Origin of the sequence: Nakamurella sp. A5-74 (genome assembly GCF_040438885.1) — a bacterium.
GTDB lineage: Bacteria > Actinomycetota > Actinomycetes > Mycobacteriales > Nakamurellaceae > Nakamurella.
Window position 1 is genome coordinate 1,419,529 of record NZ_CP159218.1, and the last position, 24,954, is coordinate 1,444,482.

Annotated in this window: 26 protein-coding genes; 20 read left to right on the plus strand and 6 right to left on the minus strand. The window is 68.1% G+C overall.

The window, feature by feature from the left end; genetic code table 11:
• Positions 1-78: 78 nt before the first annotated feature.
• A complete protein-coding gene (locus ABLG96_RS06515; RefSeq protein ID WP_353650563.1) occupies positions 79-525 on the minus strand; it encodes a PA2169 family four-helix-bundle protein in 447 nt (148 codons plus the stop codon).
• A 173-nt stretch (positions 526-698) separates the two neighbouring features.
• On the opposite strand from ABLG96_RS06515, the gene ABLG96_RS06520 reads away from it, so the two are divergent.
• Positions 699-968 (plus strand): DUF3072 domain-containing protein, encoded by a 270-nt coding sequence (locus ABLG96_RS06520; RefSeq protein WP_353650564.1) that lies wholly within the window; start codon positions 699-701, stop codon positions 966-968.
• Between the two features lie 85 nt (positions 969-1,053).
• Here the strand turns inward: ABLG96_RS06520 and ABLG96_RS06525 are convergent, their stop codons facing one another.
• Positions 1,054-2,247 (minus strand): ROK family transcriptional regulator, encoded by a 1,194-nt coding sequence (locus ABLG96_RS06525; RefSeq protein WP_353650565.1) that lies wholly within the window; start codon positions 2,245-2,247, stop codon positions 1,054-1,056.
• A 137-nt stretch (positions 2,248-2,384) separates the two neighbouring features.
• On the opposite strand from ABLG96_RS06525, the gene ABLG96_RS06530 reads away from it, so the two are divergent.
• From ABLG96_RS06530 to ABLG96_RS06540, 3 genes are all read left to right on the plus strand, one after another.
• Complete coding sequence (locus tag ABLG96_RS06530; RefSeq protein WP_353650566.1) at positions 2,385-3,578, plus strand: substrate-binding domain-containing protein; 1,194 nt, start codon at positions 2,385-2,387, stop codon at positions 3,576-3,578.
• A 30-nt stretch (positions 3,579-3,608) separates the two neighbouring features.
• Complete coding sequence (locus tag ABLG96_RS06535) at positions 3,609-4,412, plus strand: ATP-binding cassette domain-containing protein (protein ID WP_353650567.1); 804 nt, start codon at positions 3,609-3,611, stop codon at positions 4,410-4,412.
• Between the two features lie 110 nt (positions 4,413-4,522).
• Positions 4,523-5,680, plus strand: a complete 1,158-nt coding sequence (locus ABLG96_RS06540) for a sugar ABC transporter permease (protein WP_353651408.1) — start codon at positions 4,523-4,525, stop codon at positions 5,678-5,680.
• Between the two features lie 24 nt (positions 5,681-5,704).
• On the opposite strand, the gene ABLG96_RS06545 is transcribed toward ABLG96_RS06540, so the two are convergent.
• Complete coding sequence (locus ABLG96_RS06545) at positions 5,705-6,637, minus strand: phosphatase PAP2 family protein (RefSeq protein WP_353650568.1); 933 nt, start codon at positions 6,635-6,637, stop codon at positions 5,705-5,707.
• A 175-nt stretch (positions 6,638-6,812) separates the two neighbouring features.
• Between ABLG96_RS06545 and ABLG96_RS06550 the strand changes: the two genes are divergently transcribed.
• The 9 genes from ABLG96_RS06550 (at position 6,813) to truA (ending at position 14,059) form a co-directional block, all read left to right on the plus strand.
• On the plus strand, positions 6,813-8,282 hold the full coding sequence (locus ABLG96_RS06550; RefSeq protein WP_353650569.1) for an NCS2 family permease: 1,470 nt from the start codon (positions 6,813-6,815) through the stop codon (positions 8,280-8,282).
• A 486-nt stretch (positions 8,283-8,768) separates the two neighbouring features.
• The gene (gene infA, locus ABLG96_RS06555) at positions 8,769-8,990 is read left to right on the plus strand and encodes a translation initiation factor IF-1 (protein WP_353650570.1); all 222 of its coding nucleotides are present in this window, start codon (positions 8,769-8,771) and stop codon (positions 8,988-8,990) included.
• A gap of 42 nt (positions 8,991-9,032) precedes the next feature.
• Positions 9,033-9,146 (plus strand): 50S ribosomal protein L36, encoded by a 114-nt coding sequence (gene rpmJ, locus ABLG96_RS06560; RefSeq protein ID WP_353650571.1) that lies wholly within the window; start codon positions 9,033-9,035, stop codon positions 9,144-9,146.
• A 256-nt stretch (positions 9,147-9,402) separates the two neighbouring features.
• Positions 9,403-9,780, plus strand: coding sequence for a 30S ribosomal protein S13 (gene rpsM, locus ABLG96_RS06565; protein WP_353650572.1), 378 nt, complete (start codon positions 9,403-9,405; stop codon positions 9,778-9,780).
• 6 nt (positions 9,781-9,786) lie between these two features.
• Positions 9,787-10,191, plus strand: a complete 405-nt coding sequence (rpsK, locus tag ABLG96_RS06570; RefSeq protein WP_353650573.1) for a 30S ribosomal protein S11 — start codon at positions 9,787-9,789, stop codon at positions 10,189-10,191.
• Positions 10,192-10,214: 23 nt separating this feature from the next.
• Positions 10,215-10,820 carry a 30S ribosomal protein S4 gene (gene rpsD / locus ABLG96_RS06575; RefSeq protein ID WP_353650574.1) on the plus strand — a complete coding sequence of 202 codons (606 nt, stop codon included), beginning with the start codon at positions 10,215-10,217 and terminating at the stop codon, positions 10,818-10,820.
• Between the two features lie 169 nt (positions 10,821-10,989).
• Positions 10,990-12,033, plus strand: coding sequence for a DNA-directed RNA polymerase subunit alpha (locus ABLG96_RS06580; RefSeq protein ID WP_353650575.1), 1,044 nt, complete (start codon positions 10,990-10,992; stop codon positions 12,031-12,033).
• A 105-nt stretch (positions 12,034-12,138) separates the two neighbouring features.
• The gene (gene rplQ, locus ABLG96_RS06585) at positions 12,139-12,954 is read left to right on the plus strand and encodes a 50S ribosomal protein L17 (protein ID WP_353650576.1); all 816 of its coding nucleotides are present in this window, start codon (positions 12,139-12,141) and stop codon (positions 12,952-12,954) included.
• A gap of 130 nt (positions 12,955-13,084) precedes the next feature.
• On the plus strand, positions 13,085-14,059 hold the full coding sequence (gene truA / locus ABLG96_RS06590) for a tRNA pseudouridine(38-40) synthase TruA (protein ID WP_353650577.1): 975 nt from the start codon (positions 13,085-13,087) through the stop codon (positions 14,057-14,059).
• 111 nt (positions 14,060-14,170) lie between these two features.
• Here the strand turns inward: truA and ABLG96_RS06595 are convergent, their stop codons facing one another.
• The gene (locus tag ABLG96_RS06595) at positions 14,171-14,593 is read right to left on the minus strand and encodes a hypothetical protein (RefSeq protein ID WP_353650578.1); all 423 of its coding nucleotides are present in this window, start codon (positions 14,591-14,593) and stop codon (positions 14,171-14,173) included.
• A gap of 28 nt (positions 14,594-14,621) precedes the next feature.
• Between ABLG96_RS06595 and ABLG96_RS06600 the strand changes: the two genes are divergently transcribed.
• From ABLG96_RS06600 to glmM, 4 genes are all read left to right on the plus strand, one after another.
• Positions 14,622-15,590 carry a hypothetical protein gene (locus tag ABLG96_RS06600; RefSeq protein WP_353650579.1) on the plus strand — a complete coding sequence of 323 codons (969 nt, stop codon included), beginning with the start codon at positions 14,622-14,624 and terminating at the stop codon, positions 15,588-15,590.
• Positions 15,591-15,903: 313 nt separating this feature from the next.
• Complete coding sequence (rplM, locus tag ABLG96_RS06605) at positions 15,904-16,347, plus strand: 50S ribosomal protein L13 (RefSeq protein ID WP_353650580.1); 444 nt, start codon at positions 15,904-15,906, stop codon at positions 16,345-16,347.
• The gene (gene rpsI / locus ABLG96_RS06610) at positions 16,344-17,012 is read left to right on the plus strand and encodes a 30S ribosomal protein S9 (RefSeq protein WP_353650581.1); all 669 of its coding nucleotides are present in this window, start codon (positions 16,344-16,346) and stop codon (positions 17,010-17,012) included. Before rplM ends, rpsI begins: the two co-directional genes overlap by 4 nt.
• 20 nt (positions 17,013-17,032) lie before the next feature.
• Positions 17,033-18,430, plus strand: a complete 1,398-nt coding sequence (gene glmM / locus ABLG96_RS06615; RefSeq protein WP_353650582.1) for a phosphoglucosamine mutase — start codon at positions 17,033-17,035, stop codon at positions 18,428-18,430.
• A gap of 40 nt (positions 18,431-18,470) precedes the next feature.
• Here glmM and ABLG96_RS06620 read toward each other — a convergent pair whose 3' ends face one another.
• Positions 18,471-19,286, minus strand: coding sequence for an alpha/beta hydrolase (locus ABLG96_RS06620; protein ID WP_353650583.1), 816 nt, complete (start codon positions 19,284-19,286; stop codon positions 18,471-18,473).
• A 131-nt stretch (positions 19,287-19,417) separates the two neighbouring features.
• Between ABLG96_RS06620 and ABLG96_RS06625 the strand changes: the two genes are divergently transcribed.
• The 3 genes from ABLG96_RS06625 (at position 19,418) to ABLG96_RS06635 (ending at position 24,034) form a co-directional block, all read left to right on the plus strand.
• Positions 19,418-21,106 (plus strand): AAA family ATPase, encoded by a 1,689-nt coding sequence (locus ABLG96_RS06625; RefSeq protein WP_353650584.1) that lies wholly within the window; start codon positions 19,418-19,420, stop codon positions 21,104-21,106.
• A gap of 192 nt (positions 21,107-21,298) precedes the next feature.
• Entirely contained in the window at positions 21,299-23,164 is a 1,866-nt protein-coding gene (glmS, locus tag ABLG96_RS06630) for a glutamine--fructose-6-phosphate transaminase (isomerizing) (RefSeq protein WP_353650585.1), read from the plus strand.
• A 213-nt stretch (positions 23,165-23,377) separates the two neighbouring features.
• The gene (locus ABLG96_RS06635) at positions 23,378-24,034 is read left to right on the plus strand and encodes a hypothetical protein (protein ID WP_353650586.1); all 657 of its coding nucleotides are present in this window, start codon (positions 23,378-23,380) and stop codon (positions 24,032-24,034) included.
• 24 nt (positions 24,035-24,058) lie between these two features.
• Here the strand turns inward: ABLG96_RS06635 and ABLG96_RS06640 are convergent, their stop codons facing one another.
• Positions 24,059-24,712: a hypothetical protein gene (locus tag ABLG96_RS06640; protein WP_353650587.1), complete on the minus strand. Its 654-nt coding sequence runs from the start codon at positions 24,710-24,712 to the stop codon at positions 24,059-24,061.
• Positions 24,713-24,954: the final 242 nt, after the last annotated feature.

The window sequence follows — 24,954 nt, forward strand, 5'->3', positions numbered from 1 at the left end:
CCGGTACTGGACATCGAACAGCTCCCCGAGGTCGAGACCTCGAGGAGCTGTCGGTCGTGCCGGGTCGCGCTGGTCGGGTCAGCTCGCGGACTGCAGCGCCTTGACCTCGGCGCGCGCGTCGACGATCTCGCTGTGCTGACGCTGCAGCACGGTACGGAATCCGTCGGACAGATCGGTGTCGGCCAGTGCCTTCTCGTACTCCGAGACGGTGTGGTCCTCACCCGTGACGGCTGCACCGAGTACGCCCGAGGGGTCGTCGCCGGTGAGCGCGTCCTTGAGGGAGAGCCAACCGCGGTGCAGGGTGCCGAGCACCGAACCGCTCTCGTCCACGTCATCGCCGTACTCGTGGCCCAGGCCGACGATCTCCTGGGTGAACTGCGTTCGCTGCCGCTGCAGGCGCGTCATGGTGGCAGCCCATTCGGGACGGTCGCTGTCGGCCAACTTCTCGGCGGAAGCGGCGAAGCCCTTCTGACCGTCCTTCAGGGTCTCGACGAGGTCCTTGGCGACCTTGGCATCAGAACTCACGGGGTGTTCCTCCTCTACGCCGACCGCCGGAGTGCGGTCCGCATGCGGGGGTTCGGTACCCGCGGACCCGCTCGCCCAACCGATGGGTGCACGTGCGCAGGCTCACCGGCCGGGAGAGCGGTGGACCTGCCGCACCGGGGTTGTCCGTCGGTGTCGAAGGGCATGGTGACGGCATGACAGAACAGAACCACCCCGCAGCCGACGAGAACGACAACAGCGGTACTGAGCCCGAGATGCTCGGTGCCGCCGAGCCCACCGAGGACGCGGCCCTGGAGAAGGACCCGTCCGACTGGGTGAGCGGTGACGACCCCATCACCGAGGCGCAGAAGAGCTACCTCGACACCCTCGCCCGCCAGGCCGGCGAGGAACTGCCTGCCGACCTGACGAAGGCAGAGGCGTCGCAGCACATCGAGAGGCTGCGGGCAGCGACCGGAAAGCAGTGACTGATCGCCGAGCATCGCGCGGACAGGGCCTGCGGACGAGCATGGTCTGAGCTCCGCGGCCGGCAGGATCGAATCGGGGAGGGGATCATCGGTCGGAGGTTCTGGCCGGCGCTGATGCAGCCGACGACGAGGCGATCTCGCTGAGCGCCAGAGCACCGATGATGTCGGCGTTCGCCTCCAGCGTGCTGGCGCGCAGGTCGACGGCTGCGGCTGCGCTCGGTACGGCACAGCGGTCCAGCGCTGCCCGCATCGGTCCGAGAACCACGTCGGCGACCCGGGAGAGCTGACCGCCGAGCACGACCACCTCGGGGTTGATGAGGTTGACCAGGCCCGCAACCGCCATCCCCAGGTAGCGGCCGGCATCCTCGATGACCCGATGACAGGCGGCGTCGCCCCTGCCAACCCTGGTGACGACGTCCCGCAGGGTCAGAGTTCCGTGGGTACGCACCAGTGCGTCCTGGAATGCGCGAGAGCCGACGTAGGTCTCCAGGCATCCCCGATTGCCGCAGCGACAGACAGGTCCGCGCTCGTCGATCGTCAGATGCCCGATCTCGCCGGCCGTTCCAGCGCTCCCGCGGAACAGCTCGCCGCCGATGATCAGGCCCGCTCCCACCCCGTGCGAGATCTTCAGGTAGACGCCGGTCTCCACCCCCTGCAGCGCGCCGAGCTTGAGTTCGCCGACGGCCGCGAGGTTTGCCGTGTTCTCGACCAACACCGGTGCGCCGAGCAGGGTGCGCATCTCCCGGCCGACGTCGACCCCCGACCATCCGGGGAGGATGTCGTCGGCACCTACTCGGCCGGTAGCGGAGTTGATCGGCGCCGGGACACCGATGGTCAGGGCGCTGATGTCTGCTCGGGTCATGCCAGCGGTGTCGATGAGATCCAGCAGGAGCTCGGCGGCTCGCTCCATGCCCTCGTCTGCACGATGTTCCGGAGGCAGCGGCATCCGGTGACTTCCGGTCAGCTCGCGGGGACCGGTGCCGATGGCCACCCGGACGTCCCGATCGCCGAAGGCGATCCCCGCGAGCAGTTCCCGGGCGCGGGGGAGGCTCACCAGCACTGCACGACGCCCGTTGCGGATGCTGGGCTCGAGCACGACCGCGTCGGCGGCGTCTAGGTCCTTGACCAGGTTGGAGACGGTCGCGGGGCTGAGCCCCGTGGTGCCGGCGATCTCGACCTGGGTCATGGCGCCGTGGGTCTGCAGAGCCTGCACAACCCGGAGGCGGTTCGACTCGCGCAGCCCGGACTGCGACCCCGGGGCCGAGGCCGATGAGTTCACTTCTCGAATATACCGCGTAACCTGCCGCATACGCGGCAGGCATCGAATCCGTATTGAGTTCAATCCTTGACTTCAAGGGTTGGAGGCATGTTGTATCTCTGGATAGCCCCGTTCGGGCGTTGACCAAAGGAGCTCACATGTCCATCCGTTTCGTTCGACTGACGGCGGCCGTCGCCATCGGTCTGGGCCTCGTCGGTCTGGCCGGCTGCGGCAGCGACACCAATACGACCTCACCGGCCGGCACCGGGTCGGCAGTGACCGGTTCCAGTGCTCCGGCGACCGGTTCCAGTGCTCCGGCGACCGGTTCCAGTGCTCCGGCGACCGGTTCCAGTGACGCGCCCACCAACTCCAGTGGCGGCGGCGCCGTCAGCGGCAAGAAGATCGCACTGCTGCTGCCGGAGTCCAAGACGGCCCGCTACGAGGCCTTCGACCGTCCGCTGTTCGAAGCCGACATCAAGGCCAAGTGCGGCGACTGCGAGGTGCTGTACTCCAACGCCGATCAGGATGCCGCCAAGCAACAGCAGCAGGCCGAAGCAGCGCTCACCCAGGGCGCCGACGTGCTGGTGCTCGACCCCGTCGACGGAACCGCAGCCGCGTCGGTGGTTGCTGCGTCGAAGGCGAAGGGTGTGCCGGTCGTGGCCTACGACCGCTTCATCGCCGGAGCCGACTTCTACGTGTCGTTCGACAACGAGACTGTCGGAAAGCTGCAGGCGCAGACCCTGGTCGATCTGCTCAAAGCGGGTGGCAAGACCGCCGGCAGCATCGTGATGGTCAACGGATCGCCGACCGATCCGAACGCGGCGTCGTTCAAGAAGGGCGCGCACGGCGTGCTCGACGGCAGCGGCTACACGATCGCGGCCGAGTACGACACCCCTGACTGGAGCCCGGACAAGGCGCAGACGTGGATGGACGGCCAGGTGATCAAGGTCAAGGCGGACCTCGTCGGCGTCTACGCGGCGAACGACGGCACTGCGAGCGGCGTCATCGCCTCCCTGCGGGCCGGCGGCGTCAATCCGGTGCCGCCAGTCACCGGTCAGGACGCCGAACTACCAGCGATCCAGCGGATCCTCACCGGGGACCAGGCAATGACCGTCTACAAGCCGATCAAGCCCGAGGCCGCGGCGGCCGCCGATGCGGCGCTCGCGCTGGCCGGCGATTCGAAGCCGACGTCCACGACCGACACCGAGGGTGTTCCGTCGACGATCCTTGACCCGATCGCGGTGACCAAGGACAAGATCAAGGACACCGTGGTGAAGGACGGCTTCTACACCGCGGCCCAGATCTGCACCGGTGCAGCCGCTGCCGCCTGCACGGCCGCCGGCATCGGCTGAGCTCCACTCCGTCACGACCAGAGGACACCGATGAGCGTCACCATCTCTCCACCGGGAGAACCTGTCCTGCGCCTGCAGGGAGTCTCCAAACGATTCGGGGCGGTCCAAGCCCTGCACCACGTCGATTTCGACGTCCGCCCCGGAGAGGTGGTGGCGCTCGTCGGTGACAACGGTGCCGGCAAGTCCACCCTGGTCAAGACCGTCGCCGGGGTCTACAGCCCGGACGAGGGACTGTTCGAGTTCGACGGTGCAGCCGTCGACGTCGCCAGCCCGGTCGACGCCCAGGCCCTCGGGATTGCCACCGTTTTCCAGGACCTCGCCCTGTGCGACAACCTGGATGTCGTGGCGAACCTGTTCCTCGGTCAGGAGCGACTGCGCGGGTCGACGCTCGACGAGGTGACGATGGAAAGGGAATCCTGGCGGCTGCTGCGCCAACTGAGCGCGAAGATCCCCTCTGTACGCATTCCGGTCGCCAGCCTGTCCGGTGGCCAGCGGCAGACGGTGGCGATCGCACGATCGCTGCTGGGCGATCCGAAGGTGGTGATGTTGGACGAGCCGACCGCAGCACTCGGGGTCGCCCAGACCGCAGAGGTGCTCAACCTCGTCGAACGGCTCAGGGAGAACGGTCACGGGGTGATCCTGATCAGCCACAACATGTCCGACGTGATGGCGGTCGCCGACCGGGTCACGGTGCTGCGACTCGGCCGGAACAACGGCACGTTCACCGTGGCCGACACCAACAGCCAGGAGATCATCGCCGCCATCACCGGCGCGACGAACAACGCCGCATCAGCCCGGGCGGCCCGCAAGGACATCAAGGAGCACGACGCGTGAGCACATCCTTCGACGACACGGCCGGCGGCGGTAAACTCCCCGGGCTTCCCGCCGACCTGCAGGACGAGAGACTCATCGCCAGCAAGGGACTCAGCGGGTGGGCCTCGGTGATGGTGTCCCGGATGCGCACGGGTGATCTCGGTTCGCTTCCTGTCGTCATCGGGCTGGTGGTGATCTGGGCCGTGTTCGCAAGCCTCGATCCGCTGTTCCTCTCCAGCGCCAACCTCGTCAACCTCACCCTGCAGAGCGCAGCCACCGGCACCATCGCGCTGGGCATCGTGCTGGTGCTGCTGCTGGGCGAGATCGATCTGTCGGTCGGTTCGGTGAGCGGTGTTTCTGCAGCGGTTCTTGCCGTGACCTACATCCAGCTGGAGTGGCCCTGGTACCTCGCGGTGCCGGCCGCCCTGGTCACCGGGTTGGTCATCGGTCTGGTCTACGGGGCGATGTTCATCCGGTTCGGGGTCCCCAGCTTCGTGATCACGCTTGCCGGTCTGCTCGCCTTCATGGGACTGCAGTTGTTCATCCTCGGAGATGCCGGATCGATCGCATTCCCGTTCGACTCGAAGATCGTCAAGTTCGCCCAACAGACGTTCTTGCCGGAGCCGGTCGCCTACGTGTTGGTGGTCCTGGTCGTCGGGTTGTTCCTGGCCTCGAGGTTCGCCACCAACAAGCAGCGGTCCGCTGCAGGCCTGTCCACGACGCCGGTGGCGATCCAGACGGTTCGCGCCGGTGTGCTGGCCGTGCTCCTGCTCATCGCGGTCTACATCCTCAACGAGGACCGCGGTGTGTCGGTGATGTTCCTGGTCTTCCTGTTGCTCGTGGTCATCGTGGACCTGGCCGTTCGCCGCACCCGGTGGGGGCGCTCCATCATGGCCGTCGGCGGCAACGTCGAGGCGGCTCGCCGGGCGGGGATCAAGGTCAAGCGGGTCTACCTGAGCGTCTTTGCCGTCTGTTCGACGCTCGCGGCCCTCGGTGGCATCTTCGCCGCGGCGCGATTGGCTGCGGCGAACCAGTCGACGGGCGCCGTTGACGTCAACCTGAACGCGATCGCTGCAGCGGTCATCGGCGGCACGAGCCTGTTCGGTGGGCGTGGGTCTGCCTACTCGGCGCTGCTCGGGATCCTGGTGATCCAGTCGATCACCAACGGCCTCGGGCTGCTCAACCTCGACTCGCCGGTGCAGTACATGGTCACCGGAGGGGTACTCCTGCTGGCCGTCATCATCGATTCACTCAGCCGCCGCAGCAGGTCCGCACACGGCCGTGCTTGACGCCCGCCCGCTCGGCACGCCCGCTCAGGCGGGCCGGCCGGCGTCGGGATCGGTGTCGGTGACCCCGGGCTGGACGGCGGCTGGGCCGCCCGCGTCCCGGTTGTCACTCCACGAGCGGTAGAGCCGGCGCACCGTCACACAGAGGATCAGCCAGGCGCTGCCGCTGACCCAGCCGGCCAGCACGTCCGTCGACCAGTGCACCCCGAGGTACAGCCGGGAGATGCCGATCGAGAACCAGAACACCACGATCACCACGGGCACGACGATCCGCACCCACAGCGGACCCCAGGCGCCGCCGCGGACCAGCAGCACCAGCACGATCCCGAGGATCGCGGTGGACGCGAGCGCATGACCGGACGGGAAGGAGTTGTTGGTCTCCACCACCAACCGGAACTCCTCCGGCGGACGGGTGCGGCCGAGGAGTTTCTTGGCGAAGAAGACCAGCGCCGCTGCGCCGATGCCGACCACTGCGACCATGGCCGCATCACCGCGCCGCCGCCTGTACAGCAGCCAGGCGACGCACAAGGCGGCGACGATCGTCATCGCGGCGGTGGAGCCGATCTCGGTGACGACCTTCGCGACCGCGGTCCGGAAGGGATCGCGGTGATCGACCATCCATTGCCAGACCGGGAGGTCGAACGTCGCCAGCCCGTCGCCCTCGGACACCGCGTCGGTCAGGGAGACGGCGAACCACCCCAGCACGGCGAGGCTGATGCCCGGCACCAGGAATGCGGGCGGGGGAGCGATCCAGCGGGGACCGCTCAGCTCGCCGGCGCGGGCGGAACGCCGTCGGCCCCGGGTGGCGGCCGACCAGCCGCCGAGCACGATCAGCAGCACAGCGGCGACCAGGTACGGCAGCCACACCGACCACAGCTGCTCGAGCATGGTGCTCAGGGTCTCGCTCGTCGGGGATGCCAGGAACAGGCTGTCGGAACCGGAAGTCGGGGTGACGCGCATCGGACCATTGTGCGTGGCGACCGCCCGTCGACCGGACGAGCCGCGGGATCTCGACTCCTGCGTGGCGCGATCACCGTGCCGCGGGGGGATCTCGACTCCTGCGTCGTGCGATCACCGTGCCATCGGACGGACCTCGGTGACGCGGCCGTAACACGGGCCGGGCAAGATCTCCTCCGTGACGACACGCATCGAGAAGCCGGGCAGCGCCGGGCGTTCGCCGTTCGACAACTACTTCAAGATCACCGAGCGGGGGTCGAGCGTGGTCCGGGAGATCCGCGGCGGGCTCGTCACCTTCTTCACGATGGCCTACATCGTGGTGCTCAACCCGCTGATCCTCGGGTTCGCGAAGGACGCCGACGGTCAGTACCTCGGCGGCGGCGCCGCACCGAACCTGCCGGCGATCGCCGCGGGCACTGCGCTGGTCGCCGGGGTGCTGACGATCCTGATGGGCGCGGTGGCGAACTTCCCGCTCGCGCTGGCGACCGGGCTCGGGCTGAACGCCTTCGTCGCGGTGGCGATCGCGTCGAAGATGACATGGGCCGACGCCATGGGGCTGGTGGTGCTGGAGGGCATCGTCATCCTGGTGCTGGTCCTCACCGGGGTCCGCAAGGCAGTCTTCCGAGCGGTCCCGGCCCCGCTCAAGACGGCGATCTCGGTGGGCATCGGCTTGTTCATCGCATTCATCGGCTTCGTCGATGCGGGCTTCGTCCGCCGCATCCCGGACGTCGCGCAGACCACCGTGCCGGTCCAGCTCGGCCAGACCGGGCAGCTGGCCGGCTGGCCCGTGTTCGTCTTCGTCGTCGGCCTGATCCTGGTGATCGCGCTGTTCGTGTTGCGGGTCAAGGGCGCCATCCTGATCGCGATCCTGGCCACCACGGTGCTGGCGGTGATCATCGAGGCGATCGCGAAGGCCGGCGGTGCGCAGGACAGCCCGACGGGCTGGGCGCTGACCGTCCCCAAGCTCCCCTCGTCCATCGTGGACAAGCCGGACTTCGGCACCCTCGGTCAGTTCAACCTGTTCGGCTCGTTCGACCGGGTCAGCGTCGTCGCCGTCGTGCTGCTGGTGTTTTCGCTGATGCTGGCGGACTTCTTCGACACCGTCGGCACGATGACGGCAGTCGGATCAGAGGCCGGTCTGCTCGACGCCGAGGGAACGCCGCCCAAGGCCCAGCAGATCCTGATCGTCGACTCGGTGGCCGCGATCGCGGGCGGCGCCGCCGGCGTCTCGTCCAACACCTCCTACATCGAGTCGGCGTCCGGCGTCGGCGACGGGGCCCGCACCGGCCTCGCGTCGATCGTCACCGGCGTGCTGTTCCTGCTGACGATGTTCCTCGCGCCGCTGGTGGCGGTGATCCCCTCGGAGGCGGCCGTCCCGGCGCTCGTCCTGGTCGGGTTCCTGATGATGCAGCAGGTCGGCGAGATCGACTGGAAGGACGTCGAGATCGCCCTGCCGGCGTTCCTGACGATCATCCTGATGCCGTTCACCTACTCGATCAGCGTCGGCATCGGTGCGGGCTTCATCGCCTACGTGCTCATCAAGGCGATCCGCGGCAAGGCGAAGCAGGTGCATCCCTTGCTGTGGGTGGTTGCCGTGCTGTTCGTCGTCTACTTCGCGATCCATCCGATCACCGTCCTGCTGGGCTGATCGGCACGGTGTCGAGCGGACCCACCGGCGGCCCGACGGCAGGAACAATCCTGTGCCGGGCGAGGTTGCAGCCGGGGCAGCACCCGTGGGGGTGCGTGCGAGTTGGAGGGACGCATCCACACCGCGTACAGTTGACACTCGGCGCGCGTGTCGTGTCGGTTTCGCTGTGGCCGCGAACCGATCGATCCCTCGTAGTGGATTTCTCAGCGGGAATGTCACAGTGCGCTGTGCCTGGCACTTGATGTCAGCGTGCATGCATCTCCGGCAGCTTCTGCCGGGCAGACAGGTGGCTCACCCGCCGCGACCGCTCCGCACGGAGTGGACCGGCGGCGATGTCACCTGCTGAGCAGGACACCGGGTAGTCGAGCGGACCGCGCGCGAGCGCGTCGCCGCACAGTGTGCAAGTAAGACAGTGTGCAAGCAAGACAGTGGGCAGGCAAGACACTGTGCAGGTAACAACGAGCGCAGCAACAGATTGTGGAGGACATGGCGAAGAAAGACGGAGCCATCGAGGTCGAAGGCCGTGTGGTCGAGCCCTTGCCGAACGCGATGTTCCGCGTGGAGCTGGAGAACGGACACCGGGTGCTGGCCCACATCAGCGGCAAGATGCGGCAGAACTACATCAGGATCCTCCCCGAGGACCGGGTGGTCGTGGAGCTCTCGCCCTACGACCTGAGCCGCGGACGCATCGTCTACCGCTACAAGTAAAGACCCGCCACCAGCATCACCGGATCCAAAAGGACAAGAACTATGAAGGTGCAGCCGAGCGTCAAGCCGATCTGCGAGAAGTGCAAGGTCATCCGCCGGCACAACCGCGTCATGGTGATCTGCGAGAACCCGCGTCATAAGCAGCGTCAGGGCTGATCGCTGCGCCGTACCACCGGTACGGCAGCGCGTGACTCCGGTACCACTGCACATCGAGAATTCCCCTGTCCTCGTGGCGGGGGTCAGTCCTCATCCGTGAGGACGCCACCATCGCGTCACCACCTCGGTGGTGCGCGGCCCAGCCGGGCCGCACGCCACCCGAGTCACCCCCGGACTACAGGCCGGGGCCCGGATCAGATGTCCGGGACGGGACGCGACCGACACCTGTAGGAACGCACAGAAGGAGCGTTGCCACATGGCACGTCTCATGGGCGTCGACCTCCCACGCGACAAGCGTATGGAGATCGCACTCACGTACATCTACGGCATCGGGCACACCCGATCCGTGGGGCTGCTGAAGGCCTCGGGCATCAGCCCGGACCTGCGGTCCAAGGACCTCTCCGACGAGCAGGTCCTTTCTCTTCGCGATGCCATCGATGCCGAGGGCTTCAAGGTCGAGGGTGACCTGCGCCGCGAGGTACAGGCCGACATCCGTCGCAAGATGGAGATCGGTTCCTACCAGGGTCTTCGCCACCGCCGCCACCTCCCGGTCCGCGGCCAGCGCACGAAGACCAATGCCCGCACCCGCAAGGGCCCGAAGAAGACCATCGCCGGCAAGAAGAAGGCCAGGTAATCGCCAATGCCTCCCAAGACACGCGCAGGTGCTCCGAAGAAGGTGCGCCGCAAGGAGAAGAAGAACGTCTCCCACGGCCAGGCGCACATCAAGAGCACCTTCAACAACACCATCGTCTCGATCACCGATCCCACCGGTGCGGTGATCTCCTGGGCGTCCGCCGGCCACGTCGGCTTCAAGGGCTCCCGCAAGTCCACCCCGTACGCCGCCCAGATGGCTGCCGAGAGCGCTGCGCGCAAGGCCATGGAGCACGGCATGCGCAAGGTCGACGTCTTCGTCAAGGGTCCGGGTTCGGGCCGTGAAACCGCGATCCGTTCGCTGCAGGCGACCGGCCTCGAGGTCGGCACCATCAACGACGTCACCCCCCAGGCCCACAACGGAACCCGGCCGCCCAAGCGGCGCCGGGTCTGACCGGGGAAAGAAGGAACTGAACAATGGCCCGCTACACAGGACCCGTCACCAAGATCTCCCGTCGCCTGAAGACCGACCTCGTCGGTGGGGACCAGGCTTTCGAGCGTCGTCCCTTCCCTCCGGGGCAGCACGGTCGTGCGCGCACCAAGGAGAAGGAATACCTGACGCAGCTGCAGGAGAAGCAGAAGGCCCGCTTCACCTACGGCGTCATGGAGAAGCAGTTCTCCCGCTACTACAAGGAGTCGAGCCGCTCGCAGGGCAAGACCGGTGAAGCTCTGCTGGTCATCCTCGAGACGCGCCTCGACAGCGTCATCTACCGCGCCGGCCTGGCCCGCACCCGCCGTGGTGCCCGCCAGATGGTGACCCACGGCCACTTCGAGGTCAACGGTCAGCGGGTCGACGTGCCGAGCTACCGCGTCGAGCAGTACGACATCATCACCGTGCGCAAGCAGTCGGTCTCCAAGTTCCCCCTCGAGCTGGCTCGCCAGACCCAGGGCGAGCGACCGATCCCGGCCTGGATCCAGCTCGTGCCCGACACGCTGCAGATCCTGATCCACTCGGTGCCGGTCCGTGCGCAGATCGACACCCAGATCAACGAACAGCTGATCGTCGAGTACTACAGCAAGTGAGTCCGCAGGACTGACACCTGGCCCGGCCGGATCGCGAGGCAACTTGCGCCGGCCGGGTACCGGTGCGTCCCGGAGAAGTTCCAGCCTCCGATCGCCGTGCGATCGGTGCACCACCCCCGTGTGACGTCATATAGCGGACGTCACCTCCATCATTGGGAGAGGATCCCCTGTGCTGATTTCCCAGCGCCCCACCCTCACCGAGGAGACGTTGGCCGACAACCGGTCGCGTTTCGTCATCGAGCCACTCGAGCCCGGCTTCGGGTACACCCTGGGCAACTCGCTCCGCCGCACCCTGCTGTCCTCCATCCCCGGTGCCTCGGTCACGAGCATCCGCGTCGACGGTGTGCTGCACGAGTTCACCACCGTCCCGGGCGTCAAGGAGGACGTCACCGAACTGATCCTGAACATCAAGGATCTGGTCGTGTCCTCCGAGGACGACGAGCCCGTCACCATGTACCTGCGCAAGCAGGGCCCCGGTGACGTGACCGCGGCCGACATCGCACCGCCGGCCGGTGTCACCGTGCACAACTCCGACCTGCACCTGGCGACCCTGACCAAGAAGGGCAAGCTCGAGATCGAGCTCGTCGTGGAGCGGGGCCGCGGCTACGTCCCGGCCGCCCCGAACAAGGTCGTCGGCGCCGAGATCGGCCGGATCCCGGTCGACTCGATCTACTCGCCGGTCCTCAAGGTCACCTACCGCGTCGAGGCCACCCGGGTCGAGCAGCGCACGGACTTCGACCGCCTGGTGCTCGACGTCGAGACCAAGTCGTCCATCGCCCCGCGGGACGCACTCGCCTCGGCCGGCACCACCCTGGTGGAGCTGTTCGGCCTGGCCCGGGAGCTGAACATCAACGCAGAGGGCATCGAGATCGGACCCTCGCCCGCCGAGGCCGACCACATCGCCGCCTTTGCGTTGCCGATCGAGGAGATGGACCTCACCGTCCGCTCCTACAACTGCCTCAAGCGCGAGGGCATCCACACCGTGGGTGAGCTTGTCGGACGGACCGAGGCGGACCTGCTCGACATCCGCAACTTCGGGCAGAAGTCGATCGACGAGGTCAAGGTCAAGCTGCACCAGATGGGCCTGGCTCTCAAGGACTCGCCGGCCGGGTTCGACCCGACCGCCGCTGCCCTGGCCTACGGCAACGACTGGGGTACCGGCGCCGCCGAGACCGCAGCTGACGACGACTACGCCGAGACCGAACAGATCTGATCCCCGGCCCCCGCTCGTCCTCGGACGGGCGGGGGCCCACTCAGTTGTCACAGGCTGAGCCGTATCGACCCCCGCCGGGAGGCGGGACATCGACAGGAGCACGACATGCCCACCCCCAACAAGGGTCCGCGGCTCGGCGGTTCGCCGCAGCACGAGCGGCTGATCCTGGCCAACCTCGCCACCCAGCTGCTGGACCACGGTCGCATCACCACCACCGAGACCAAGGCCAAGCGCCTGCGTCCGGTCGCGGAGAAGCTGATCACCACGGCCAAGCGCGGCGACCTGCACTCCCGCCGCCAGGTGATGAAGACCGTGCGCGACAAGGATGTCGTGCACAAGCTCTTCGCCGACATCGCCCCGTCCTTCGCCGCCCGTGAGGGCGGCTACACGCGGATCGTCAAGACGGCTCCGCGCAAGGGCGACAACGCTCCGATGGCGATCATCGAGCTGATCACCGAGGAGACCGTCACCGCCCAGGCGTCCCGCGCGACCCGTCGCGCTGCCACGCCGAAGGCCGCCAAGCCGGCTGCCGCCGCGGACACCACGCCGGTCGATGAGACCCCGTCCACGGAGAGCACGGCTTCCGAGAGTGCTGGCGATTCCGACGGTGCATCGGCCCAGACCCAGGCTGCGGCCACCGAGGCTCCGGCCGAGGGCGCCGAGCTGAGCACCGACGACAGCACGACCTACGGCGAGGGCAGCCATGCGGTGCTCGCTGACGTGAACGAAGCGCCGGAAGGTTTCCCGATCAAGGGCAACGCCGACTCGAAGCTGTACCACGTGCCGGATTCCCGCTTCTTCTCCACGACCGTCGCCGAGGTGTGGTTCGCCACCCCCGAAGCAGCAGAGGCGGCAGGATTCGCCCTGCCGAAGTCGCAGCAGAAGGCCGCCGACGCGGCCCCTGAGGATGAGCAGGCCTGATCGCCTCCTGCCTCACCCAGCACCGAGCCTGCGGGCCCGATCCCCAATGGGGATCGGGCCCGTTCGCCGTTCCGGGTCGCGCGAACGACGGCGATGTGGTGAGGCCCGGCCGACTAGTACGGTGGCCGACGTGAGTGCGATCCCAGAATTCGGAGCGGCAACCAGGATCTCCTCCGGAATCCGGCTCCGACTGGACATCTCCTACAACGGCACGGACTTTGCCGGCTGGGCGATCCAGCCCGGCCTGCGGACGGTCGCCGGAGAACTCCAGCGAGCACTGGCGACCCTGTTCAAGGTGCACGTCCCGCTGGTGGTGGCCGGTCGAACGGATTCCGGCGTCCACGCCGGCGGTCAGGTGGCCCATCTCGAGATCGATCCGACAGCGCTGGACGGGCTGGCACTGCGTCCCCGGTCCGCCGGGTTCCCGAGCACCGGGGACGGTCAGGGGGAGCACCAGGCCGGTTGTACGGGGCTGCGCCGGCGACTGGCCGGCCTGCTGCCCCGTGATCTGCGGGTCAGCTCGGTCCGGGTCGCCCCCGACGGTTTCGACGCCCGGTTCTCAGCACTCCGCCGGCACTACCGCTACCGGATCGCGTTGACCGACTGGGGTCTGGATCCACTGGACTCCGTCGGGGTGTTGCCCTACGGCAGGCCGCTCGACGTGGCCCTGATGCAGTGTGCCGCGGAGTCGTTGCTCGGGCTGCACGACTTCGCGGCCTACTGTCGCCCGCGCGCGGACGTGTTCGGCCGCCCGGCGTCCACGGTGCGGGAGCTGCAGCAGCTCAGGGTCTGCGGTGACGACGACGCCGTCACCCTCGAGGTGAGCGCCGACGCGTTCTGTCATTCGATGGTCCGCGCTCTGGTCGGAATGTTGATCAGGGTGGGCGAGGGCCGGGAGCCGGTCTCCGGGCCCGCACAGCTGCTCGCCGGCCGCGTCCGGGACTCCCGGGTGTCGACGGCCCCTCCCTGCGGTCTGACGTTGGTCAATGTCGACTATCCCCCCGATGCCGAACTGTCCGCCAGGGCGGTCACCACCAGGGCGCTCCGTGATGCGCTGCCCGAGCTCGGGTTGGCCGAACAGGTCTCCGCCGCCGAGCTGGGTTGACATACTGGCGAACAGATCGCCCCGGCGATCCGCCTGCGGGGTGTGAGGGCCCGTCCCGCGCGCGCCGATGGTGTCGATGAGCCCGCCGAGAGGACCCCCAGACGTGTCAGATCATCGCGGCCAGCGCGCCCGCACCGCAGCAAGCCGGCCGTCCAGGACGGTGGGTACCCCCGGCCGGATCCGGCTGACGGTCGCCATCGGCGTCCTGGCGACGGTGACGGCCGCCTGCGGCAGCACGGTCGCCGGGGTGTCCGCGAACGGGTCCGTTGCCACTCCCGCCACCGCCTCGAGTTCGACGTCCGATTCCAGTCCGTCGCCCTTGATGACCAGCAGCACACCTGGGAGCACAAAGCCTCCGGCAGGTTCAACCGATGCGGGTTCCAGCTCCGCCACACCGTCGAGCAGCAGTGACCGGTCGAGCAGTAGTGACCCGTCGAGCAGCAGTGACCCGTCGAGCAGCAGCGAGGCGAGCACATCCGGCGGGCCGGACGACGCGAAGCTGTACCCGACGAAGCCCATCCCGTACAACGTCACCCCGAACACCGTTGGCATCGCGTCCCTGATGGAGGGTCGGCGGCTGGCCGGTTATGTGCTGGACCCCGGCCAAATCGATCCGAAGCTGACCCGGTTCGTGCCCTACCCGACGTTCCCGCTGCGGGATTCGGACGCACTCTCGGTCATCTTCCCTGACCAGAGCACCCAGCTGATCGCCCGTCGGCAGGGTATGTACGCGGGCTACTCCGCGACCCGCTCCGATCCGTCGAGCAAGGCGTCGATGGTGTTGGCGGTGTTCGTCTTCCCCAGCGCGGGAGCCGCCCAGAAGGCTGCGACCGGGATGGCGAACTCGAGCAAGGACGTGTCGGACACCGTGCTGAAGTACCCCGATCTGCCGGGTGCGATCGGCAATCAGGGAGCTGCCGGCACCACTGCGTTCAGCGGTCAGGTGTTCATCGCCAGCGGCCAGTCCGTCGTCTACGTCTACGTCAACGGTGGGATCTCGCAGAAGGCGACCGTGCCAGGGCGGATGAAGACGGCGCTGACCAGGCAGCTGGCAGCGCTGAAGGCGTACTCCCCGACTCCGAAGAACGCCTTGATGAAACAGGAGTTCGACCCGACCGGGCTGTATGCGCGGACCCTGCCGCCGGCGAAGAATTACGTACAGTTCGGGATGTACTCCGGGCAGGGGGCGCTGCACAGCCAGGCCGATGCCCTCGCCACGGCCAAGCTCTTCTCCAGTACCGGGGTCGACGTGGTGGCCAAGGGCCGATCGGTGCTGTACCGGGCCAAGGATGCGGCGGGGGCGACCGCAGTGCGCGACGCGTTCTACGCCCAGGAGGTGGCCATGAACAGTCGCTACCGCGATTTCGATCCGGGGACCACCGCCGGCTCGCCGCGGTGTCTGCAGGACTCCGTGCAGTCGCAGTACGTCTGCTACGCCACGGTCGACAGGGTCACCATCGAGTACTCGTCGCTGTCGGAGACCGATCTCAAACGGTCGTTGGAGACCCAGGTAGCGCTGCTGCAGCAGTGACCTGCGTCGCCCCTGGTCGAGAGCGACGCCGGCGATTTTGACCGGGGGATGCTCCTCGCGGTATCGTCGAGCTTCGTGCGCCGCGCGGATCTCCGTTCGGAGTTCTCCACGCGCAGTTCTCGACCCGCAGTGAGCTCGGCCCTCCGGTCCGCGTTCCGACCGGGTCCGGGGATGTTCGGCGGTGCACGCGGCGGGCCATCCAGGCCCGGCATCCGGATCCGGCACAGCCTTCCGACCGCGTCAGCGGACCGCGGGCGCTGCAGGTTCCATCGATGAATGTTCACCCACGCAGAAGAGACGAAGAGGCAGATCTGTGCGCACGTACAGCCCCAAGCCCGGCGATGTCACCCGCGCCTGGCACGTGATCGACGCGACCGACGTCGTGCTCGGTCGGCTCGCCAGCCAGACCGCTCAGCTGCTGCGTGGCAAGCACAAGCCGATCTACGCACCGCACGCCGACACCGGTGACTTCGTCGTCATCATCAACGCCGACAAGGTCGCCATCTCCGGCAACAAGCGCGACGGCAAGATCCTGTACCGGCACTCCGGCTACCCGGGTGGCCTGCGCGCGCAGACCGTCGGCCAACTGCTCGACTCGCGTCCCGACAAGCTCGTCGAGAAGGCCGTCATCGGGATGCTGCCGCACAACTCCCTCGGTCGTTCCATGGCCCGGAAGCTCAAGGTCTATGCAGGTTCCGAGCACCCGCACACGGCTCAGCAGCCGCAGCCCTTCGAGATCATCCAGGTCGCGCAGTGACCTCTCCGACCGACCCCACCACCAGCGAGGCAGAAACCACTGTGAGCGAGACTCCCGAGACCACCGCGCCCGTCGAGGCCGCGCCCGTCGAGACTGACACTGCCGAGGACGTCACCACCGACGCCCCGGTTGCTGACGCCCCCGCGGCCGAGGAAACCGCAGAGGTCGTCGAGGCCACCGAGTCCACCGAGGCTCCGGCCGGCGACGAGGCCACTGCGGCTCCGGCCGATGACGAGGCACCGTCGATCGTTCCCGCCGCAGCCGCCCCGGTCGCCGTCGACCGCCCCGTGCAGACCGTCGGCCGCCGCAAGGAGGCCGTCGTCCGCGTCCGCCTCATGCCCGGCACCGGGGTGTTCACCCTCAACGGCCGCACCATGGACAACTACTTCCCGAACAAGGTCCACCAGCAGCTCATCAAGGAGCCGCTGGTCACCCTGGAGAAGGAAGGCATCTACGACGTCCACGCCTCGCTCGTCGGCGGCGGCGTCACCGGCCAGGCCGGTGCGTTGCGGCTCGGCATCGCCCGCGCCCTGATCGAACTCGACATCTCCGACCGGCCACCGTTGAAGAAGGCAGGCTTCCTCAAGCGCGACCCGCGGGTCAAGGAGCGCAAGAAGTACGGTCTGAAGAAGGCCCGTAAGGCTCCCCAGTACTCCAAGCGCTGATCGCCCGGGCGAGCGGCACCATGGGCCGACTCTTCGGCACCGACGGGGTTCGTGGGTTGGCCAACGTCGACCTCACCCCCGCTCTCGCCCTGCGCCTGGCCACCTCGGCCGCCCGTGTCCTCACCGCACTGTCGGGAGGCCGGGCGGTCGAGTCGTCTCCCGATCCGGCAGCGCAGCTCGGTTCTGTTCCTTCCGCTCCGGTCCGACGTCGGCGTCCGCTCGCGGTCATCGGCCGGGATCCGCGCGCCAGTGGCGAGATGCTCGAATCCGCGGTCGCTGCCGGGCTGGCCTCGGCCGGCATGGATGTCGTGCTGCTCGGTGTCCTGCCCACACCGGGGGTCGCCCACCTGACCGCCGACGTCGGCGCCGACCTGGGTGTCGTCATCTCCGCGTCGCACAACGCGATGCCGGACAACGGAATCAAGATCTTCGGGCCGGGCGGGCACAAACTCGAGGACGCCGTCGAGGACGCGATCGAGGCCGACATGGCGGCGGAGCACGTGCTGCCGATCGGTGACGGGGTCGGGCGGATCACCGCCGATCATGCGGCAGTCTCCCGCTACACGGACCACCTGCTGGTCTCCACCCCGCACTCGCTGGCCGGGCTGACCGTGGTGGTCGACTGCGCTCACGGAGCATCGTCATCCGTCGCTCCGGAGGTGTACCGGCGGGCCGGTGCCAGGGTCGTCGTCATCGCCGGCGAGCCGGACGGTCTCAACATCAACGAGGGTGTCGGATCCCAGCATCTCGATGGGCTCCGGGTCGCGGTGCTGGAGCACGGCGCCGATCTGGGGATCGCCCACGACGGCGATGCCGACCGGTGCCTGGCCATCGCCGCCGACGGCAGTGTCGTCGACGGGGACGCGATCCTGGCCCTGTTGGCGCTCTACCTGCAGGAACGGGGCGAGCTGGAGTTCGGCACCGTCGTCACGACGGTGATGGCCAACCTGGGATTCCACGAGGCGATGAGCAAGGCGGGTATCGCCGTGCGGACCACCGCCGTCGGCGATCGCTACATCCTGAAGGAAATGCGCCAGGGCGGGTTCTCGCTGGGCGGCGAGCAGTCCGGCCACTTCGTGATGAGCGACCACGCGACCACCGGGGACGGGCTGCTGACGGCACTGTTCCTGATGGGCCGGGTGGCCTCGAGCGGGATCTCGCTGGCGAACCTGGCCAGGGTGGTGACGCGGTTCCCGCAGGTGCTGATCAACGTACGGGTCAGCGACAAGTCCGTCGCCGAGTCGGCGCCGGTGCTCAGCGCCGTGCAGGACGCGGTTGCCGAGCTGGGTTCCTCCGGGCGGGTGCTGCTGCGGCCGTCCGGGACGGAGCCGCTGGTCAGGGTGATGGTGGAGGCCGCGACGGCCGAGACCGCCCAGGCGGTGGCCGAACGGGTGGCGCAGGTCGTCCGCTCCGGCTGACGCGTCGTCCCGGGCTCGGACGTGCGTCAGAGCCGGACGATCAGTGCTCGTCCTTCGGATCAGCCAGATCGATGATGCCGGTACCCGACAGCGAGCCGTCCAACTCGTCGGCGAGCTGGTCCTGACCGGTGAGGTGTCGCAACAGGAACGCCGTGGCCAAAGTCGCGGTGACCTGGTGGATCCGCTTCTCCGCGCCGTCGCCGACGATCGCCGTCGTCCAGTGCTTGCCCTCACCCAGACCCAGGTGCTTGGCACCCTTGACCTCGCGGAGCTGGACAGGCCCGCCCCAGGACCTGGCGAAGTCCGCCCCGGCATGGTCGCTCATCGCATCGACCTGGCCGACCAGGTGCAGCGCCGGGACATGGATCCGACCGGCAGCCGCGCGGGCGGTCTTCGTCGCCACCGGTGTGACTGTCACCACTGCCTTGATCGTGCTGTCGCTCGCAGCGGCCAGCACGGCAGCGCCGCCGCCGACCGAATGGCCCAGCACACCGAGCTTCGCGGCGGATCCGGTGATGACGCCGCCGGCAACCCGCCCGGTGACCACCGCCCGCAGCGCGCGCGAGAGATCAGCGCCGAGCCCTGAGTGCGAGGGGACCGGCCCACGCTCGGTGGCCGGCGCCACGACGATGAAGCCCCACGACGCGAGGTGACGCATGAGCCTGGTGTACCGGGTGACCGGCTGCAGCCAACCGTGACCGAACGCCACCACCGGCAGATCGCGCCCGGAAACCGGAGCGATCACCTGACCGGGGATGCCGCTGGGGTCCAGTGGACCGGACGCCACCCGGTGCGGTCCGAGATGGGCGGTGTAGTCCAGGGTCGGTCGCTGGATGGAAGGGCTGGTGCGCGCCACTTGCCTGACCTCTCGGTTGGTACTTCCCTGTCGTCGATACTGTACGGATGAGCGCTCCCTCCGGTACATCGACCGCTGGTCTGTCAGGTGCGAATCCGTCCGGTGCAAATCCTTCCGGTGCCAATTCTTCCGTGGCAGGTCCGTCCGTCCCGGATCCGTGGACTGCAGGACCCTCGGCCGCGTTCGCCGACGATCTGCGCCGCTTCATCCGGGCCAGGTTCCCCGTGCTGTCCATCACCACCGCGGAGGAAGCGCGAGTGCTGGCCGACATCGCGGCGGTCGTCGGCAACCGGAAGCAGGTGGTGCCGCCGCGGCGGGTCTTCATCTGGACCACCTCCAGTGGGTTCGCCGAGCTCGGTCGACCGCCGGCGGCGGACACCCGCACACCGCATGCGGCGCTGGCGGCCGCAGCGACGCTCAGCACGCCGAGCGTGGTGGTGATGATCGACGTCCATCCGTGGCTCGGTGGGGGACAGCTGCCGCCGGACACCCAACTGGTGCGTGCCCTCAAGGACACCGCGCGGCTCTACCAGGACGGCACCGTTCCGCGGACCCTCGTGCTCGTCAGCAGCGTGCCGAACATCCCGGCCGAGCTCGAAGCACTGGTGACCCATCTCGACTATCCGCTGCCCGACGAGCCGTTCCTGCGCGGCCTGCTGCAGCGGATGATCACCCGCAACACCGAGAGCGGCTCGGTGCGCAGCGAGCTCACGGACGAGGACGCCGAACGGTTGGCCGCCGCAGCGGTCGGGTTGACCGCGTTCGAGGCGGAGAACGCCTTCGCCAGGGCCATGGTGGTCGACGGCACGCTCACCGCCGCTGACGTCAGCGTGGTCGCGGAGGAAAAGGGTCAGATCATCCGCAAGTCGGGAGTTCTGGAGCTGGTCTCCTCGACCGTCAAGCTCGAGGACATCGGCGGCCTGGGCAACCTGAAGACCTGGCTCACCAAGCGCAACGGATCGTGGTTGGCCGAGGCGCGCTCGTACGGCCTGCCCGCGCCGAAGGGCGTGCTGATGACCGGGGTGCCGGGATGCGGCAAATCGCTGACGGCCAAGGCGATGTCGTCCGCGTGGGGCCTGCCGCTGATCAGGCTGGACATCGGCCGGGTGTTCGGCGGGTTGGTGGGTGCGAGCGAGCAGAACATGCGAACGGCGATCCGCACCGCCGAGGCGGTCGCGCCGTGTGTGCTGTGGATCGACGAGATCGAGAAGGGGTTTGCCTCCGGTGCATCGGGCAGCGGTGATTCCGGCACCTCGGCGCGGGTGTTCGGCACGTTCCTGTCATGGATGCAGGAGAAGAAGGCCGCGGTGTTCGTGATGGCGACCGCCAACAACATCTCGTTGCTGCCACCGGAGTTCCTCCGCAAGGGCCGCTTCGACGAGATCTTCTTCGTCGACCTGCCGACTGCCTCGGAGCGGCGCGACATCTTCGGCCTCCACCTCCGGGCCCGGCTCGCGGCAGGCCCGGCTCTCGGCGAACTCCCGATCAGCGAGGAACTGCTCGGTGCGCTGGCCGCCGAGACGGAGGGGTTCTCCGGGGCCGAGATCGAGCAGGTCGCCATCTCGGCGTGTTTCGATGCCTTCGCGGGTCGGCGGCCACTGCAGCCCGACGATCTGCACCGGGAGATCGCGAACACCGTGCCGCTGTCGGTCACCCAGTCCGAGGAGATCACCGCCCTGCGACGCTGGGCGGACGTGCGTGCGGTCGCCGCCTCCGCATCGCAGGACCGGGTCGGATACGCGGTCCCTGCGGTGTCCGTCCCCGCGCCGGTCGACCCGCAGACCGTTGCGGAACGGGGCGGGCGACCCCTCGAAGCGTGATCTCGCGCCCCGGCGGATGCGAGATCGCACACACGAGCGCCGCCGGGGTTTGGTCGGAACTGCGCTCTCAGCCGCTGTTTCGATCATGGTCGAGCGGTCCAGGGCGTCAGAGCACCGGTCGCGCAGATTAGCTGCGTGATTCACCCGCAGGGTGCGCACGCGCACGGTCCCGGCTCGCCTAGCCTGATCAGCGTGTGCGGAATCATCGGTTACGTCGGACCTCGTGACGCTCTCGGCCTACTGGTCGAGGGCCTGCGCAGGATGGAATATCGAGGCTACGACTCGGCGGGTGTTTCCGTCGTCAGCCGTGATGGCGCGCTGCGGGTGGCGAAGAAGGCAGGACGCCTCGCCAACCTCGAGCAGGAGATCAAGGTCGGCAACCACCACCTCGTCGGCACCACCGGCATCGGTCACACCCGCTGGGCCACGCACGGTGGCCCGACCGACCGCAATGCCCATCCGCACCTGGACGCGACCGGCACGCTCGCCGTCATCCACAACGGCATCATCGAGAACTTCGCCGAGCTGCGTGCGGAGCTGGAGCACGCCGGCATCGAACTGGTCAGTGAGACCGACACCGAAGTGGTCTCGCACCTGCTCGGCCGCGCCTACCGCGGCGAGACCGGTGAGACGGCCGGCGATCTCGAAGCGTCCATGGCTGCGGTCGCACGGCGACTCGAAGGCGCTTTCACGCTCGTCGCTGCCCATGCGTCCGAGCCGGATCTGCTGGTCGCCGCCCGGCGCAACTCGCCGTTGGTGATCGGCGTCGGTGACGGAGAGATGTTCCTGGCCAGCGACGTCTCCGCGTTCATCGAGTTCACCCGCGAAGCGGTGGAACTGGGTCAGGACCAGCTGGTGGTCATCACGCCGGACGGCTACCGGGTGTCCGGCTTCAGTGGCGGTGAAGCCGATGCCCGGCCGTTCACCGTCACCTGGAACCTGGCGGCCGCGGAGAAGGGCGGTCACCTGACGTTCATGGACAAGGAGATCGCCGAGCAGCCGACAGCGTTGGCGGACACGCTGCGGGGCCACTTCGACGGCACCCGCGTCGTGCTCGACGAGCAACGCCTCGGCGAGGACGAGTTGCGCACCATCGACAAGGTGTTCGTGGTGGCCTGCGGCAGCGCCTACCACTCAGGTCTGGTCGCGAAGTACGCCATCGAACACTGGACCCGACTGCCGGTCGAGGTCGAGTTGGCCAGCGAGTTCCGCTACCGCGATCCGGTCCTGGACCGCGACACCCTGGTGGTCGCAGTCAGCCAGTCGGGAGAGACGGCCGACACTCTCGAGGCGGTGCGGCACGCGCGCCGGCAGCGAGCCAGGGTGCTCGCGGTGTGCAACACCAACGGTTCGCAGATCCCCCGGGAATCCGACGCCGTCCTCTACACCCATGCCGGTCCGGAGATCGGCGTCGCCTCGACGAAGGCGTTCCTCGCGCAGATCGCAGCCAACCTGCTGGTCGGTCTCGCCTTGGCGCAGGCCAGGGGGACGAAGTTCTCCGACGAGGTCGCCCGGGAATTCGAAGCACTCGAGCGGGTTCCTGCCGCCGTGGCGGAGACGCTGACGAGGATGGACGCCGTGCGGGCACTCGGCCAGGAGATCGCCGATTCGAAGGCGGTGCTGTTCCTGGGCCGGCACGTCGGGTATCCGGTGGCGCTCGAGGGGGCGCTCAAGCTCAAGGAGCTGGCGTACATGCATGCGGAGGGGTTTGCGGCCGGCGAACTCAAACACGGTCCGATCGCACTGATCGAGAAAGGCCTGCCCGTTGTCGTCGTCACGCCGTCACCGAGTGCGCAACCGCTGCTGCACTCCAAGATCCTGTCCAACATCAGGGAGATCCAGGCCCGGGGGGCGCGCACGATCGTGATCGGCGAGGAGGGGGACAAGACCATCGCGCCGTTCGCCGACTTCTTCGTCGAACTCCCGGCCCTGCCGTCGCTCCTGCAGCCGCTCGTTGCGACTGTTCCGTTGCAGGTTCTGGCCGCCGAGATAGCCCGAACGCGTGGTTACGACATCGACAAACCGCGGAATCTGGCCAAGTCCGTCACTGTCGAGTGACGTTCCCACACTCAGTGTGATTCATTCGGAGGATTGTTCGGCAGAGTCCCCCGGAGGGGGCATACTGACTCCAGGAAATGTTGCAGTACGTGTTTTCCTGAGGGAGAGTGTCGTCGTACCGTAGTCTCGACGGGCCTGCTCGCGGACACCTGCTCGGTGGGACACACAGGCGGCGGCTCGAGTCGTCGAGCACGAATGGGACAGGGGCAAGGCATGACGGCACCGACCGCAAAGCCTGCTGTTCTCACCCTTCGGGGCGCTGAACTACTGGAAGCTCTGGGCGCGCTGGTCTCCGAGACCAAGTACGAGATCCTCAGTGCGCTGCCAGACCAGATGTCCTTCGATGTCACCGCGCTGCGGTCGAATTGGGACGGCGACATCGCCAGCCTCGAACGTGGGGTCGACACCCGGTGGATCTACCCGGCCAAGGCGGCGCGCGATCCGGAAATCCTGGAATACCTGACGCAGTTCGCGGCCCGTGGGGCGAAGGTCAGGGTGCTGGCCTCCGTGCCCAACCGCATCCTGGTCTCCGATCGGGTGCGCGCTGTCGTGCCGGACACCGGCGAGGGACCCGGTCCGAAGGCGCTGTTCATCACCGGTCGCCCTCTGGTCCGCGCGATCTACACCCAGTTCGTGGAGATGTGGCGGGCCTCGATGCCGGTCGGGTTCTCGACCGGCGGGCTCGATGTGGACCTCGTGCGCGACACATTGAGTGCGCTCCAGACCGGTCTCACGGACGACGCGGCAGCGCGACAGTTCGGCTGGTCGGTGCGCACGTATCGTCGCCGGATCGCGGCGGTGCTGAGCCTGCTCGGCACCACCAGTCGGTTCGAGGCGGGAGCGCTCGCGCGTACACAGGGCTGGATCTAGGTTCCGGTGGGCCTGACGAACGGGTCAGCGCGCGTCGTCCACGAGGGCGGCAGCCTCCGTGGCCAGCGTGTCCAGTTGCCGGTCGTCGAAAGCCGCGGCGTCGTGCAACTGGAGGAGCACCCTTAGCGCCGTCATCCGACCGGTGGTGATCAGGTCGTCGCTCGGACCGTAGGACACCAGAACCGCATCCCGACAGGCCGTGATGGCGTCGCGACGTTCGGTGGCCAGGTCGTGGGGGAGCGCGCCGGCCTCGAGCTCGAGGATGAACAGACCACCCAGCGTCCAGGACAGGTCGAAATCGCGCGGAGCTGCACAGATCTCGTCGCCGATCAGGATGGCGCTCGGATCGGCCGACTCGGAGACGACTGCGGTTTCCAGGCCGCTGCGTCCCACCGCGAGATGGTCGCACTGCAGGCTGTCCGTCCACGAGATGACCTCGTCGATCCGCGCCGGACCCAGCTTGTTGATCAGGAACTCGTGCATCACCGCGGCGGCGAACGGCCCGTCGCCTGTGGTCAACCAGCGCTTGAGTCGCGCGGGACCGGCAGGCGGGGCCAGGTCGAGGTGGCTGATGTCGATACTGCGCAGGCCCCGGAGGGACGCACCGACAGCCCGGCCGGTGGCAGCGATGCGCGTCAGCGACGGGTGTGCGGAGTTGAGCAACGCCGAGAGTGTCATCCGGCCGGGAGCGTAGTGATGGCGACGCTCGCCATCGACCCAACCCTGTGAAAGTCGACCCGCACCCGACTCGGCGAGAGAATCCGACAATACGTCCAGTGGAGCGCGCAGCTCCAAGGGAACCCAACGGAGATCCTGCCGACGTTCGACACCAGGGCCGAACGACCAGCGGTAGTGCTCACTCGGTTCCGAGTCGGCCCGTGACCGGATCTCGGTGTCGAGATAGCCACTGAGAAGCAGGC

Coding starts and splice junctions, on each gene's coding strand:
- ABLG96_RS06540 (WP_353651408.1), top strand. CDS start 4,523: ATGGTGTCCCGGATGCGCACGGGTGATCTCGGTTCGCTTCCTGTCGTC.
- ABLG96_RS06635 (WP_353650586.1), top strand. CDS start 23,378: ATGACGGCACCGACCGCAAAGCCTGCTGTTCTCACCCTTCGGGGCGCT.
- ABLG96_RS06535 (WP_353650567.1), top strand. CDS start 3,609: ATGAGCGTCACCATCTCTCCACCGGGAGAACCTGTCCTGCGCCTGCAG.
- infA (WP_353650570.1), top strand. CDS start 8,769: ATGGCGAAGAAAGACGGAGCCATCGAGGTCGAAGGCCGTGTGGTCGAG.
- ABLG96_RS06520 (WP_353650564.1), top strand. CDS start 699: ATGACAGAACAGAACCACCCCGCAGCCGACGAGAACGACAACAGCGGT.
- ABLG96_RS06530 (WP_353650566.1), top strand. CDS start 2,385: ATGTCCATCCGTTTCGTTCGACTGACGGCGGCCGTCGCCATCGGTCTG.
- rplQ (WP_353650576.1), top strand. CDS start 12,139: ATGCCCACCCCCAACAAGGGTCCGCGGCTCGGCGGTTCGCCGCAGCAC.
- glmM (WP_353650582.1), top strand. CDS start 17,033: ATGGGCCGACTCTTCGGCACCGACGGGGTTCGTGGGTTGGCCAACGTC.
- rpsK (WP_353650573.1), top strand. CDS start 9,787: ATGCCTCCCAAGACACGCGCAGGTGCTCCGAAGAAGGTGCGCCGCAAG.
- ABLG96_RS06640 (WP_353650587.1), bottom strand. CDS start 24,712: ATGACACTCTCGGCGTTGCTCAACTCCGCACACCCGTCGCTGACGCGC.
- rpmJ (WP_353650571.1), top strand. CDS start 9,033: ATGAAGGTGCAGCCGAGCGTCAAGCCGATCTGCGAGAAGTGCAAGGTC.
- ABLG96_RS06600 (WP_353650579.1), top strand. CDS start 14,622: ATGGAGGGTCGGCGGCTGGCCGGTTATGTGCTGGACCCCGGCCAAATC.
- rpsD (WP_353650574.1), top strand. CDS start 10,215: ATGGCCCGCTACACAGGACCCGTCACCAAGATCTCCCGTCGCCTGAAG.
- ABLG96_RS06545 (WP_353650568.1), bottom strand. CDS start 6,637: ATGCGCGTCACCCCGACTTCCGGTTCCGACAGCCTGTTCCTGGCATCC.
- rpsM (WP_353650572.1), top strand. CDS start 9,403: ATGGCACGTCTCATGGGCGTCGACCTCCCACGCGACAAGCGTATGGAG.